The sequence below is a fragment of the Mesorhizobium sp. B2-3-5 genome (assembly GCF_006442395.1).
Classification (GTDB): domain Bacteria; phylum Pseudomonadota; class Alphaproteobacteria; order Rhizobiales; family Rhizobiaceae; genus Mesorhizobium.
In genome coordinates this window covers 182,472-195,166 of sequence record NZ_VFVX01000009.1, presented here as the reverse complement: position 1 = coordinate 195,166, position 12,695 = coordinate 182,472, and the positions used below count along the sequence as shown (strand labels likewise).

Sequence of the window (12,695 nt, the reverse complement as noted above, 5' to 3'; positions counted from 1 at the left end):
GCGGCAATAGGGGGACCAAGCCTTACTCGTCCTCTTCATCGGCGTCGAGCAAGCGGGTCGCGCGCCAGCGCGTAAGCATGATGTTGGTCTGCTCGATGACGAAGAAACGGGCCGAGTCGCGGTCGTAGCCTTCGGTCAGCAGCTTTTCGTAGTCGGTATGGTTGTGGCGGATATGGGCAATGGTCGCCAGCCAGACGGCGATCGTCGGCGGCAAGGTCTTCATGTGCACCGAGCCGGCGTCGGCGCGGATCTTCTCCATGTCGGCATAAGGCGCCAGCGGCAGGAGCGCGGTCAGCGCCTTGGCGATGGCGCGGCGGCGGCCGGTCGGCGCTGTCATCGTTCATCACGTCCTTCGACCGTCGCCTCTGCTATGGCTTCGGTCGAGGCGAAGTAAGGCTTGATGTCGATGACCGGCGTGCCGTCGAGCACGTCGATGGCGTCGAGGTCGACGCGCCCGGTGCCGATGTCCAGCCCGACGAGCCTGGCCACATGCAGGCCGATCGGGTTCGGTCGGGCAGGGGAGCGCAGGCCGAATACGCCTTTCGCATCAGCCGCATGGCGCGGTTTCTGCACGATCAGATTCCGCGGCGCGTGCTGCAGCCAGGACAGGACAATGACATGGCTGGCTCGTTTCAGTCCGCGCAGGCCATCGCGGTAGGGCGCATCGATGGTCAGCACCGCGGGTTGTCCGGTCTCGCGCGCCGCGCGCATGTTTTTCGGGCAGCTTTCCCGTGTCGTCCATGGCGAGGCGATGCGGCCAATGAAAACGACGCCGCCATCCGCGGGCATCGTTGCCGGATCCTGCTCCAGCCTGATCTCGCCTTCGCGCGACTCGAACATCTCACGCGGCCCGGTCATTCTGTCGATCTCTGCGTTGATGCAAGTCATGGTTGATGCAAGTCATGGTTGATGCAAGTCATGGTTGATGCAAGTCATGGTCCAAAGACCGCAACACATTTTTGCACGACATGCACCCGGAAATCACGCATGCGGCATTTTCTTGTCCGGAAGCGACATAGCTCTTGCAAGGCCTCAAAAATCGACATAAACATATGTTTATATCTTTTTCAAAGAGAATACGCTGATGCATGTCTCGCTCGACACCATGGTGGATACGTTGAAGGCGGCGGCCGAATCGAGCCGCCTGCGCATACTGGCGCTGCTGTCGCGCGGCGATCTCACCGTTTCCGATCTTACCGAAATTCTCGGCCAGTCGCAGCCGCGTGTCTCGCGGCACCTGAAACTGTTGCTGGAAGCCGGGTTGATCGGCCGCTACCAGGAGGGATCGTGGGCCTTCTTCCGTCTGTCGGATGCCGATTCGGCGCGCGATTTCGTGCTGAGCCTGGTTTCCAGCATTCGCGGCGCCGACCCGCAGGTCGAGCGCGATCTCGAGCGCCTGTCCTCGGTCAAGCGCAAGCGGCAGGACCGGGCGGCGGAGTATTTTTCGGTGAATGCCGCGAGTTGGGACCATATCCGCTCGCTGCATGTGCCGGACCGTGCCGTCGAGGCCGCGATGCTGAAACTGGTCGGCAAGCGGCCGTTCCAGTCGATGCTGGACCTGGGCACCGGCACAGGCCGGCTGCTCGAAATCTTCTCGCCGCTCTACCGGCGCGGTGTCGGCATCGACATGTCGCGCGAGATGCTGACCGTGGCGCGCGCCAATCTCGACAAGGCCGGCGTTTCGAATGCGCAGGTGCGGCAGGGCGATATCTTCTCGCCGCCGGTCGAGCGCGATGCCTTCGATCTCGTCACCATCCACCAGGTGCTGCACTATCTCGACGATCCGGCCCGCGCCATCCATGAGGCGGCGCGGCTTCTGCGCCCGGCCGGCCGGCTGGTCATCGTCGACTTCGCGCCGCACACGCTGGAATTCCTGCGTGACGAGCACGCGCATATGCGCCTTGGCTTTTCCGACCGGCAGATCGGCGAGTGGTTCGCCGAGGCCGGCCTCGACCTCGAGGATGCCCAGGAGTTCGAACCGCGCGGCGGCAACGAAGCCAGGCTCACCGTCAAGCTCTGGCTTGGCCGCGACCGGCGCCTGCTGATCGCCGATCCCGCCAACGCCAGCCAGCAGACCAGAGTGAGCTCGATAGGGGAAATCGCGTAATGAACCAGTTCCGTTTTTCCCGCCGGCCCGACATTGGCGACAAAGTCCGGGTTTCGTTCGAATTCTTCCCGCCGAAGACCGACGAGATGGAGGCAAGGCTCTGGGACACGGTGACAAGGCTGGAGCCGCTGAAGCCGAAATTCGTCTCGGTGACCTATGGCGCCGGCGGCTCGACGCGCGAGCGGACGGCGCGCACGATCGACCGCATCCTGAAGGAGACCAGCCTGACGCCGGCGGCGCACATGACCTGCGTCGACGCCGCCCGCCATCAGGTCGACGGGGTGATCCAGGAGTTTGCCGATATGGGCGTGAAGCGCTTCGTCGCCTTGCGCGGCGACCCGGCCGCAGGTGTCGGCACCGCCTACCGCCCGCATCCGGACGGCTACGCCAACGGCGCCGAACTGGTGGGAGCGCTGAAGGTTGCCGGCGATTTCGATATCTCGGTTTCGGCCTATCCGGAGAAGCATCCGGAAAGCCCCGATTTCGCCACCGACATCGACATGCTGAAGCGCAAGGTCGACAATGGCGCGACGCGGGCGATCACCCAGTTCTTCTTCGACAACGATCTCTACGAGCGTTATGTCGAGCGCGCGCGCCGCGCCGGCATCTACATCCCGATCGTGCCCGGAATCCTGCCGGTGCACAATTTCACCCAGGTCGCCAATTTCTCCGCGCGTTGCGGCGCGCTGGTGCCGGCATGGCTGGCCGAGCGCTTCGACGGCCTGCAGAACGACCCGCAGACGCACGCGCTGGTGGCATCGGCGGTGGCGGCCGAACAGGTGCTTGATCTGGTCGAGCGCGGGGTGGGCGACTTCCATTTCTACACGATGAACCGCGCCGACCTTGTCTTTGCCATCTGCCACATGATCGGTATCCGCTCGCACGAGGCGGAGGTGGCCGGATCGGCCGCGGCATGAGGCACTGCTGAACAGCAAAAGGCCGGGTAAAAACCCGGCCTTTTGAATTGTTTGAACTATCTGGTGCTGGTCTTCCCCGGCTTGGCGGGTTCAGGGAAGGACGCCCATAATGAGGGCGCCGATGAAAGCAAACGCAGCACAAATCATCAATGCGTTGATTGGCCTCGTAAGTCCCATGACATAGCCTCCTCTTAAAGAGCTATGCCCGGAGTCTAGGTTCATTTGTGCCACAGGCAAGCGGAAAATGTGCTGCATTGCGACATGAATGCCAGATTTGCGACTCGTTTTTGCCGTTAGATGTTGAAACTTCTAGGCAAAAACTCGCTAGAGACCTGTGAATAAATTATGGCGGGACCGTGTCCCTGGCGTGTCATGGCAGCGCTACCGCGTCGATCCGAAAATCGAATCCGGCTTACATCAAGTCGGCGGCCGACACTTGATCGAAGCGGTTGGAGCGTTCTCTTCTGCGCCCGGTTTGGACGCGCCGCGCTCTAACGTTTTCCGAACAACCGCCCGTCGATGGTAACAAGGCCGAGACCGATCAGCATGACACCGCCGATCTCGAAAAGCTCCAGCCGTTCGCCCAGAAACAGGAAACCGAGCAGCATGGCGCTGGCCGGAACGACCAGCGTCACCAGCGAGGCGTTGGTGGCGCCGGCAGAGGCGACCAGGTTGAAATAGAGGATGTAGGCGAAGGCGGTGGACAGGAGCGCCAGCGCCAGCACCGCCGCCCAGACGGGAGGCGAGGCCGAGAAAAGGCCGGCCGGGCCATGGGCGAAGAGCACGATCGGGACCATGATTATGGTCGAAGCGGTCAGTTGTCCGGTGGCGAGCACCGGCGAAGGCACGCCCTTGAAACGGCGGGCGACCATCAGCGCGACGGCATAGGACAGAGACGCGCCGATGAGGGCGGATTTGGCCCAGACCGGGCCGCCGAGCCCGGCAAGCAGGCCGGGACCGATCATGACGGCGGTGCCCGCGATGCCGAGACCAATGCCGGCCAGTTTGTTCCAGGAGAGCTTTTCGTCCGATGTCATCGCGTTGGCAAGGATCAGCGTCCAGAACGGCGTCGTCGCATTGAGCACGGAGGCGACGCCGGCGCCAAGCTCTGTCTGGCCGGCGAAGATCAGCGAAAAGGGGACGACGTTGTTGGTGAAGGCCAGCACGAAGAACAGGCCGGCGTGAGGCAGGGCAAGGCGGAAGGAGGGGCCGCGCAGGCCGAGATAGAGTTGCAGCGCGATCGAGGCGATGACGACGCGAAACAGGACCAGCACCAGCGGATGAAGTTCCGCCACCGCGATGCGGGCGAAAAAGAAGGAGCCGCCCCAGATCGCACCGAGCAGCAGCAATTGCCCCCAGTCCTTGAGGACCATCGGTCCGCGTGGTGCTGAAGTCGCGGCTATTGCCATGTGCATCGTCCTCCCCAAGACGGCCTGAGAGCCAGTCAGCCAGGCAGAAGCCATATCGGGTTCGGCGACAAGCGCCACCCGAAACCTGATCGATGGCAAACATCGCCGCCAAAAGGATCTAGCGCCACGGCGCCAGGCGCACGAGACACAGAATTGTTTTCATTAGCCGCTAGCTTGGATTAATTGTGCACAGCCGAAGTCGAGGATTCGTCAATGCAGCGATTCGAGAATGCACGCGAGGCGGCTCTGGCGCTTCGCCCCGACGATCCTGTCTATTGCTTCCGCCCGCAGGTGCTCAAGGCCGATGCCAGGCAGTTCATGGGCATGTTTCCCGGCAAGACCGCCTATGCGGTCAAGACGAATGGCGAGCAGATCGTGCTGAAGACGCTTGTCGATGCCGGCGTCACCGCTTTCGACGTCGCTTCGCCCGGCGAGTTCGCCGCCGTACGCGCCGTCTCTCCCGATGCAGAGATGCTCTACATGCATCCGGTCAAGGCGCAGTCGGACATCAAGCTGGCGCTGGAGAAATACGGCATCCGCGTCATTTCGCTCGACCATGAGGACGAGATCACCAAGCTGACGCGGGTGGTGCGGGCGCTCGATATCGACCCTGGCGCGATCAGCGTTTTCGTGCGGGTGCAGACCAAGGGCCATGCGGCCTACGAGCTGTCGAAGAAGTTCGGCGCCGGGCCGGCTTATGCCGTGGAACTCGCCGAGCGGCTGAACCGCACCGGCTACAAGGTCGGCCTGTGTTTCCATGTCGGCAGCCAGATCGAGGACCCCGACACCTATGAGCGGGCGCTGGCCTCGGCCGACTGGGTGCGCAACCGGCTGACCTTCGATCTCGCCGGGCTCGATGTCGGCGGCGGCTTTCCGGCTGAATACGGGCATGACCCCAACCGAAAGCAGATCGAGATGCCGTCTCTCGGCCAGATCATGTCGCGGCTGTCCGGCGACATGAAGGAATACCAGTTCGACCAGATGCCGCTGGTGGCGGAGCCGGGCAGGGTGATCGTGGCGCGCTGCCTGTCGCTGATCGTGCGCGTGCTGTTGCGCAAGGGCAAGCGGCTCTACATCAATGACGGCATTTGGGCGTCGCTGTCGGATTCCTGGACCGGCAAGATCACGCTGCCGGCGCGCTTCATTCCCGATCCGGCTATCCGGACCCGCAATGGCGCCGAAAAGAACATCGTGCCGTTCAAGGTCTGCGGCGCGACCTGCGATTCCGTCGACATCCTGTCCAGGCCGTTCTGGCTGCCTGAAACGGTCGACACCGGCGACTGGATCGAGATCGGCCACATCGGCGCCTATTCGCTGTCGCTGAGGACCCGCTTCAACGGCTTTTATCCCGACACCTTCGTCGAGGTGGCGACACCCTTCGACGAGGGCGATGCGCCGGAAGGGTTTGCAAGTTTGGAGACGATGGCGGATTAGGGAATGGGCAGTAGTCAGTAGTCAGTAGTGGAAATATAGAAATTCCCTACTGACTATTCCCTACTGACTACTCACTCCTTCACAGCTTCCCCAACAGCTCCGGCGTCGGCCAGCCGTCAACTGGCAGATCCAGCCGCGTCTGCTCCTTGCGGATTGCTTCGCGCGTGTTGGTGCCCAGAATGCCGTCGACCGTGCCGACATCGTAGCCCCTGGCTTCGAGCTTGGTCTGCAGCGCCTTCATCTGCTCATCGTTGAGGCCCGGCTCGGGATTGCGCGGGTCGATCGGCGGCGCGCCCGCCAGCCGTGCGGCGAGGTTGGCCGCCGTCAGCGCATAGGTGAAGGACTGGTTCCATTCGAGATAGACGTCGAAATTGTCGTAGGTGAGGAAGGCGGGACCCTTGCGGCCCATGGGCAGCGCCAGCCCGGCCTTGAGGCCCTTGTCGGCCAGCGGCGAGCCGTCGGGATTGGTGACGCCCCACTGCGACCACTGCGTCAGCGGCAATTTGTTGGTGCGCCCGGTCTGGTCCCAGGGCATGTCTTCGGGAACACGGACTTCCTGGATCCAGGGTTCGTCGCGCTTCCAGCCGCGCGACAGCACCTTGTTGCCCGTGGTCATGATCACGTCGGGCACGCTGTTGCGCAGGTCGATCTTGCCGTCACCGTCGCCATCGACGCCACGGGCAAGATAGTCCGAAGGCAGGATCTGCGTCTGGCCGATTTCGCCTGCCCACGCGCCCTTGACGTCGGCCGGCAGCACACCGCGATCGATCAACTCCAGAAGCGGCACGAGCTGCTGCCGGAACAGCTGCGGGCGGCGGCAATCATGCGACAGCGTCACCAGCGCGCTCAGCGTGTGGAAATCGCCCTGCACGGCGCCGAAATCGGTTTCCAGTGCCCAGAAGGCAGTGATGACAGGCGCCTGAACGCCGAACTGCTGGTCGGCGCGAGCAAAGATACCGGCGTATTTCTTCATGTTCGCCGCACCTTGCTTCAGCCGGTAGGCCGAGATCATGCGGTTGGAGAATTCGATGAAGGTCTGGGTGAAGACACCCTGGGCACGGTCTCGCGCCAGCGCCCTCGGGTCGAAGGCGGCGTCCTCCAGAGCGTCGAGGCCGACAGCGCCGACACCAGCCGCCTTGGCTTCGGCCGCCACACCCTGCTTCCAGGTTTCGAAGTCGCCGCCGCATTCCTGCGCCATTGCCGGCAAGGCCGTGGCGCACAGCAATAGCGCCGCGAGGGCTTGGGAACGCAGTCGCATCAGCTTCCTTTCGACATTCAGGGCTCCAGGCGACCCGGCGCGTCCGTGCGGATGCGCGTCGTCTTGGAGTACCGGCGGTTGTACTCTTGGCCGCCGGCAGTGTCGAAAAGCAGGCGGCAGGCCCGGTGTCAACGGTTCTTCTGCCGCGGCCGCTTGTTAAAGACGCCTCCGCTGCCGCTGAACAGGTGTCAACGGTGCCTGCCGCGGCCGCTTGTTAAAGTCGGCCCCGCTGCCGTTCAACAGGTGTCAGCGGGTGTTCTGCCGCAGCCACTTGTTCCAAGCGGCTTCGCTGCCGTTGAAGACGTTGATGTCGGATTTGCCGGTCATGCCCGGAACGATGCCGGTTCCGGTGTACTGCCAGAAGGTGAAGGGGTGGCTGCCATACTTCTCGCGCGGATGGCCGGCGACGGAGCGCAGCCAGTAGGGGTAGCCCCGGAAGGTCGACAACTCATTGTCGTCAAAGAAATCGACCGACGTGTAGATGATCGGCTTCTTGCCGTAATGCCGCTCGACGAGTTCGAGAAAGGTGGTCATCTCCGCGCGCACCGTGGCCGCGTCGGGGCGCAGCCTGCAGGTCGGCGATTTCGGGTTCCATTCCATGTCGAGGACCGGCGGCATGGCGGACCGGTCGACGGGGACATTCTGGATGAACCAGCGCGCCTGCTGGGCCGCCGGCGTGCAGAAATAGAAGAAATGATAGGCGGCGCGCGGAACACCGGCGGCCTTTGTGCGCGCCCAGTGCTCGCCGAAATAGTCATCGAAGCGGTCGCCGCCTTCGGTCGCCTTGATGAAGGCGAACGAAATGCCGCTCGCCCTGGCCGCGGGCCAGTCGACCGAGGTCTGATATTTGGAGACGTCGGTGCCATGGACGGAATAGTTCCAGGGTGCGCCGCTGTCCCATTCATGCGGCTTGGAATCGGCGAAGCGCGGCGCGCGCACCGCTACCGTCGAACTGCTCGACGCGGATGGCGACAGCGGCGACAGATCGTCGACGGTCGAGCAGGCGCCAAGCAGCGTCAGCACGAAAAGAGCCGCAAGACGGCGCATCACAACTCCCGAGCCGGAATCAGCCGGTCGCTGATGGGTCTGTGCACTGACGGCCGCCGACTGGTCGAGCCCCCTCCAGGCGATCGCCCCACAGCATCGCCTGGTATCTCCTTTTTTGCATGTCGCTGCCCCAGAACCGTTGCGAAGTTCGGGCGACACGCTCCCTGTGATCGCCGATCATGGTTGATAATCCGTTGACGGCGCTCGACAAGAGACCCGATTTTGCGGAAGCAATGACGGCAAATCGATGACATAAGAGCCGGGCGAAAGCCGGGGAGGCAACACATGCGGATCGTGGTCAAGTTCGTGAGATGGCTGCTTGGCCTGATCGTGCTGGCGGTCGTCGCGCTGATTGCGTGGCTCTATATCGCGCCGCCTGAACTCATCCGTGTCGGCTCCGGCTATTCGGCCAAGATCGTCTGTTCCAATGTCTTCATTGCCGGGCGCGATGCCAAGGAGGTGCTTGCCGTCGACGTACAAGCGCCCGGACACCCGCTGCTGCGGCTGATGCGGGTGTCGGTCGACAAGAACCGGAGCACGGTTTCAGCCGGACTGCTCGGCTTTCTCGGCAAAAGCGTGGCAGTTGCCCGTGACGGGCTGGGCTGCGCTTCGGTTCCCGATGGGGATGTCGGCAAGGCGCGGCGCACGGCAATCCGTACCGAACCATCCCCGACCGCTCAGGACGCGCTGTGGCCCGAGGGCGAGCGGGTCGATGCCTCGCAGAACCCCGAAGTCTCGAAGATCATCGGCGATGCCGCGATGGCCGGCACCGGCATGCGCGCGATCGTGGTGGTCAAGAACGGCCGTGTCGTCGCCGAACGCTATGGCGAGGGCTTTTCAGCCAAGACGCCACTGCTTGGCTGGTCGATGACCAAGACGGTGAACGCCGCCATCGTCGGCACGCTGGTCAAGGACGGCAAGATGGCGGTCGACAACAAGAGCCTGTTCGGACCGTGGAAGGCGGATGGCCGTGCCGCGATCAGCCTCGCCGACATGATGGCGATGTCGAGCGGGCTGGAGTTCAACGAGGACTATGGCGATGTCGCCGACGTCACGCGCATGCTCTATCTCGAACCCGACATGGCGGGCTTTGCTGAATCAAAGCCGCTGGCGGGCGATGTGGGCAAGGCGTTCTCCTATTCGAGCGGCACGGCGGTGATGCTGTCGCGGCTATGGCAGGACGCGATCGGCGACAAGGCCAAGGCGCTGACATGGCCTCGCACGGCGCTGTTCCAGCCGCTCGGCATGCACAGCGCGGTGCTCGAAACCGATGAGCAAGGCACTTTCGTAGGTTCGTCCTATCTCTATGCCACCGCGCATGATTGGGCCCGCTTCGGCCAGTTCCTGCTGCAAGGCGGGGTGTGGAACGGCAACCAGGTTCTGCCGGCAGGGTTCGTCGACTGGATGCGCGAGCCGGCGCCTGGCTCAAAGGTCTACGGCAAGGGCCAGTTGTGGATCGAGGCGCCCGGCGATGAGGAAAATCCCGGTGCCGGCGTCGCGGCGGGCTTGCCCAAGGACACATATTGGATGGAAGGGCACGACGGGCAAACGGTCGCCATCATACCGTCGGAACAGCTCGTGATCGTTCGGCTCGGCTTGACGCCGGCCAAGCTTGGCTATCGGCCTCAAGCGATGGTGGGAGCGCTGGTGAAGGCGCTGCATTAAGCCGCGCCCGATTGTCGTGTCATCTACGCTGCTGTCGCCAAAGGCTTGGCACGATCGACGCGCGCTCGCTCGATGGGCGAATTCATGACTTGCCAGAGATCGCTACGGCGCTGCACGTTCAGCCAGAAGTCCGGGCTGTTGCCAAACACCCGAGCCAGAATGAGCGCGGTCGCTGCGGTCACGTTGCGGCGGTCATTGCACAATTCGTTGACATGCTTGCGCTGAACACCCATCGCCTCGGCCAAAGCCGCCTGTGTCAGGCCGAGCGGTTGCATGAATTCTTCTGTGAGGATTTCACCAACCGTTGCTGGCTTGCGCGTGGTCGTCAACATATGTCACCTCACTTATAGCTATGGTCGTCGAGATAGATATCCGCCGCCTCACCGCGGCCGCCGTCCCACCGGAAGATCAGCCGCCATTGATTGTTGATGCGGATTGAATGAAGGCCATCGAGATTGCCACGCAACTTCTCGAAATGATTGCTGGGCGGCACACGCAAATCCTGATCGGTCATCGCGTCATCAATCATCTGGAGTTTACGGAATAGCCGTCTTTCGAGATCGGACGGAATGTTGCGGGAATGGATATCTTCCACGAAGAACGCCCGCAGCCATTCGTCTCGAAATCCGACGATCACTCCGCATTCCTCCCAAGCGGAGATAATGTACCACTCCTTGGGTCAGATCGCAATCTGTTTCGGATGGCGATCCAATCGCGTCCTCGAGGCCCCGGGGGGTATCAGGGGCCGGCTACCAACAGCGATGGGCGGCAATTTACCTGATGTCAGTGGCCGAGCTTGACAATCGCAAGCCAGGCATAGCCGCGATAAAGCGTTCTGAAATGGAAGGTTGCGCCGGTTCGCTCAGCTTCCGATTCAAGGACGTCCCACAACGAGTCACGCGGCGTCACGTGGAATTTCCTCAGCCAGCCGCGCAGCAGCGACCGGAACCAGCGCGGCAGGCCTTCCTGCTGGCCGAAGTCGACGACATGCAGAGAACCCTCGGGCGAAAGGGCGGCGAGCGCCGCCGACACCGTTTTTTCCCAGCCGGGGATCATCGACAGCGAGTATGAAACGAACACACGGTCGAAGGTGGCCCGGCCGAACAGCGAGCCGGAGTTGAACTCCGTGGCGTCGCCCTTTGCCAGCTTGACGCGCCCGGACAGGCCTTCACGGGCAATTGCGGTGCCGGCCGTCTCCAGCATTTCGGCTGAAATATCGAGGCCGAAGAAGCGGGCATCGGGAAAGCGACGGGCGGCGAGGATGATGTTGCGGCCGGTGCCGCAACCGAGTTCCAGCACGGTGCCGCCGGCTGGAACGTCCAGGCCGTCGATCAAGCGGTCGCGTCCGAGCAGATAGTATTTGCGGGTCAGGTCGTAGATGTGGCGCTGCCAGCGGTAGACGCCGTCCATCAGCTCGGCGTGGCTGGCCGGCAGCTCCGTCGCGCTCATGCCGCGCGCTTCACATAGAGGTGGAAGCCGCCATAGATGGCGGAACGATCGCGGGCCGAGAATTCGCGTGACGCCTCGTTCTGATAGTCCCATTGGTCGAGCAGCGAGGTCGAGACGCGGCCCGGCAGCAGGCTGGGCTCGGCGGCGGTGCGGAAGATGACGCGGGCGCCGGCGGAAGCCGTGCGGGTGATCTCCGACCACAGCGCATTGAGCTGATCATCGGTCATCCAGTCCTGCGCGTCGAGCAGGATGAACCGATCGACCGCGCCGGCATCCTTGGCGGCGAGGAACTCGATCAGATTGGCATGGTGGATGGCAACGCGGTCGATATTGCCACGGATGGTGTCGTAGTTCTGTTTTTCCAAATAGGCGGGCAGGGCGGCTTCACCTGGATTCGGATAGCGCCGCGCAAAAGCCTGCCAGGCGAAATAGTTGTTCTCCAGAGGGAAATCGCAGGCGAGCTTTTCCAGCCGGGCCTTCAGCACGCTGGCCATCGAGCCGTCGCCTGAGGTGATCAGGGAATCATATTGCGCCGGCGGAATGCCGAGGCCGAACAATGAGGCCTTGCGCGAGGTCGCCCATTTCAGGAGCTTTTTGTCGAAGACCGGAGCCAGCTCCTCGTTGAAGAAGCGGCGCTGTTCGCCGATATTCCTGGCTTCCATCATGCGGGCCGGGTTGACACCGAAGAACTTCGCCGTGCGGTGACCCATGGCGATGAACAGGCCGAGCAGGCCGGTCTGGTAGAAATTGCGGTCGAAAACCGCGATGCGCCTGATGCCGCGCCAGTTGCGGCGTTCCCAATAATGGCGGCTGACCGGATCGAGATGCGGGGCGATGAAGCGGTCGTAGGCTTCCGAATTGTGGCTGGTGTCGGCGGCGCCGAAGAAACGGAACAGGTCGCCCTGCGAGGGCAAGCGGCGCACCGCCTCCAGCTTCATGCGGTTCAGCGCGATGTGCGCGGCGTTGAGGTCGACCGCGTCGACCCTTGCCGGCGAGCGCGTGAGGTAAGCCAGGATGTTGCAGCCGCCCGAGGCGATGGTGACGACGCGGTGGCCCTTGCCGAGCTGCATGGCTTCCATGTCGACATCCGGGTCTTCCCAGATCTGAGGATAGACGAGGCCGGAGAAGAGGAAGGCGAACAGCCGTTCGGAGATGCCGGCTTTCGAAAGCGGGCGGTTCTGGTAGACGGCTTTTCCAACTTCCTTGCCGCGCCGAAAAACCAGATCTGCGGAAACGTCCGTCATGGCAAGGTGATTCCCCATTTGCTTTGGCGCAAGCGGGTAGCGCAGGGTCATGACAAGCCGGTGACAGTCGGAAGCATCGATAATTCTACTGCGACGGTCATCTGACGCGGCTTTCTGCGCTTCCGGTGCTCACGGACCTAGCGTCCGCCCGCTCCGGTTCTCCAC

The 12,695-nt window shown here is 63.0% G+C and carries 13 protein-coding genes; 4 read left to right on the top strand and 9 right to left on the bottom strand.

What is annotated here, in order from left to right; genetic code table 11:
* Positions 1-22: 22 nt before the first annotated feature.
* Both FJ958_RS13760 and tsaA read right to left on the bottom strand, forming a co-directional pair.
* On the bottom strand, positions 23-337 hold the full coding sequence (locus FJ958_RS13760) for a DUF2293 domain-containing protein (protein ID WP_140743387.1): 315 nt from the start codon (positions 335-337) through the stop codon (positions 23-25).
* A complete protein-coding gene (gene tsaA / locus FJ958_RS13755) occupies positions 334-858 on the bottom strand; it encodes a tRNA (N6-threonylcarbamoyladenosine(37)-N6)-methyltransferase TrmO (protein ID WP_140743385.1) in 525 nt (174 codons plus the stop codon). The genes FJ958_RS13760 and tsaA overlap by 4 nt, the downstream gene beginning before the upstream one ends.
* Before the next feature lie 226 nt (positions 859-1,084).
* Here tsaA and FJ958_RS13750 point away from each other — a divergent pair, with 226 nt between their 5' ends.
* A complete protein-coding gene (locus tag FJ958_RS13750) occupies positions 1,085-2,107 on the top strand; it encodes a metalloregulator ArsR/SmtB family transcription factor (protein ID WP_140743383.1) in 1,023 nt (340 codons plus the stop codon).
* A complete protein-coding gene (metF, locus tag FJ958_RS13745; RefSeq protein WP_140743381.1) occupies positions 2,107-3,024 on the top strand; it encodes a methylenetetrahydrofolate reductase [NAD(P)H] in 918 nt (305 codons plus the stop codon). Before FJ958_RS13750 ends, metF begins: the two co-directional genes overlap by 1 nt.
* Before the next feature lie 491 nt (positions 3,025-3,515).
* On the opposite strand, the gene FJ958_RS13740 is transcribed toward metF, so the two are convergent.
* A complete protein-coding gene (locus FJ958_RS13740) occupies positions 3,516-4,433 on the bottom strand; it encodes a DMT family transporter (RefSeq protein ID WP_140743379.1) in 918 nt (305 codons plus the stop codon).
* 213 nt (positions 4,434-4,646) lie between these two features.
* On the opposite strand from FJ958_RS13740, the gene FJ958_RS13735 reads away from it, so the two are divergent.
* Positions 4,647-5,867, top strand: a complete 1,221-nt coding sequence (locus FJ958_RS13735; RefSeq protein WP_140608085.1) for an alanine racemase — start codon at positions 4,647-4,649, stop codon at positions 5,865-5,867.
* A 79-nt stretch (positions 5,868-5,946) separates the two neighbouring features.
* Here the strand turns inward: FJ958_RS13735 and FJ958_RS13730 are convergent, their stop codons facing one another.
* The gene (locus tag FJ958_RS13730) at positions 5,947-7,125 is read right to left on the bottom strand and encodes a lytic murein transglycosylase (protein WP_140743377.1); all 1,179 of its coding nucleotides are present in this window, start codon (positions 7,123-7,125) and stop codon (positions 5,947-5,949) included.
* Positions 7,126-7,371: 246 nt separating this feature from the next.
* Positions 7,372-8,172 (bottom strand): GH25 family lysozyme, encoded by an 801-nt coding sequence (locus FJ958_RS13725; protein ID WP_140743375.1) that lies wholly within the window; start codon positions 8,170-8,172, stop codon positions 7,372-7,374.
* Positions 8,173-8,457: 285 nt separating this feature from the next.
* On the opposite strand from FJ958_RS13725, the gene FJ958_RS13720 reads away from it, so the two are divergent.
* On the top strand, positions 8,458-9,837 hold the full coding sequence (locus FJ958_RS13720) for a serine hydrolase (RefSeq protein ID WP_140743373.1): 1,380 nt from the start codon (positions 8,458-8,460) through the stop codon (positions 9,835-9,837).
* Positions 9,838-9,860: 23 nt separating this feature from the next.
* Here the strand turns inward: FJ958_RS13720 and FJ958_RS13715 are convergent, their stop codons facing one another.
* The 4 genes from FJ958_RS13715 to FJ958_RS13700 form a co-directional block, all read right to left on the bottom strand.
* On the bottom strand, positions 9,861-10,169 hold the full coding sequence (locus FJ958_RS13715; RefSeq protein WP_140743371.1) for a HigA family addiction module antitoxin: 309 nt from the start codon (positions 10,167-10,169) through the stop codon (positions 9,861-9,863).
* 8 nt (positions 10,170-10,177) lie between these two features.
* Positions 10,178-10,474 carry a type II toxin-antitoxin system RelE/ParE family toxin gene (locus tag FJ958_RS13710; protein ID WP_140743369.1) on the bottom strand — a complete coding sequence of 99 codons (297 nt, stop codon included), beginning with the start codon at positions 10,472-10,474 and terminating at the stop codon, positions 10,178-10,180.
* A 146-nt stretch (positions 10,475-10,620) separates the two neighbouring features.
* Positions 10,621-11,286 (bottom strand): class I SAM-dependent methyltransferase, encoded by a 666-nt coding sequence (locus FJ958_RS13705; protein ID WP_140743367.1) that lies wholly within the window; start codon positions 11,284-11,286, stop codon positions 10,621-10,623.
* Positions 11,283-12,581, bottom strand: a complete 1,299-nt coding sequence (locus FJ958_RS13700; protein WP_140743365.1) for a DUF3419 family protein — start codon at positions 12,579-12,581, stop codon at positions 11,283-11,285. The genes FJ958_RS13705 and FJ958_RS13700 overlap by 4 nt, the downstream gene beginning before the upstream one ends.
* Positions 12,582-12,695: the final 114 nt, after the last annotated feature.

What these genes read in the sequence shown, in the direction of transcription:
- FJ958_RS13735 (WP_140608085.1), top strand. Translation starts at nt 4,647, where the DNA reads ATGCAGCGATTCGAGAATGCACGCGAGGCGGCTCTGGCGCTTCGCCCC.
- FJ958_RS13700 (WP_140743365.1), bottom strand. Translation starts at nt 12,581, where the DNA reads ATGACCCTGCGCTACCCGCTTGCGCCAAAGCAAATGGGGAATCACCTT.
- metF (WP_140743381.1), top strand. Translation starts at nt 2,107, where the DNA reads ATGAACCAGTTCCGTTTTTCCCGCCGGCCCGACATTGGCGACAAAGTC.
- FJ958_RS13740 (WP_140743379.1), bottom strand. Translation starts at nt 4,433, where the DNA reads ATGGCAATAGCCGCGACTTCAGCACCACGCGGACCGATGGTCCTCAAG.
- FJ958_RS13750 (WP_140743383.1), top strand. Translation starts at nt 1,085, where the DNA reads ATGCATGTCTCGCTCGACACCATGGTGGATACGTTGAAGGCGGCGGCC.
- FJ958_RS13760 (WP_140743387.1), bottom strand. Translation starts at nt 337, where the DNA reads ATGACAGCGCCGACCGGCCGCCGCCGCGCCATCGCCAAGGCGCTGACC.
- FJ958_RS13720 (WP_140743373.1), top strand. Translation starts at nt 8,458, where the DNA reads ATGCGGATCGTGGTCAAGTTCGTGAGATGGCTGCTTGGCCTGATCGTG.
- FJ958_RS13715 (WP_140743371.1), bottom strand. Translation starts at nt 10,169, where the DNA reads ATGTTGACGACCACGCGCAAGCCAGCAACGGTTGGTGAAATCCTCACA.
- FJ958_RS13705 (WP_140743367.1), bottom strand. Translation starts at nt 11,286, where the DNA reads ATGAGCGCGACGGAGCTGCCGGCCAGCCACGCCGAGCTGATGGACGGC.
- FJ958_RS13730 (WP_140743377.1), bottom strand. Translation starts at nt 7,125, where the DNA reads ATGCGACTGCGTTCCCAAGCCCTCGCGGCGCTATTGCTGTGCGCCACG.
- FJ958_RS13725 (WP_140743375.1), bottom strand. Translation starts at nt 8,172, where the DNA reads ATGCGCCGTCTTGCGGCTCTTTTCGTGCTGACGCTGCTTGGCGCCTGC.
- tsaA (WP_140743385.1), bottom strand. Translation starts at nt 858, where the DNA reads ATGACCGGGCCGCGTGAGATGTTCGAGTCGCGCGAAGGCGAGATCAGG.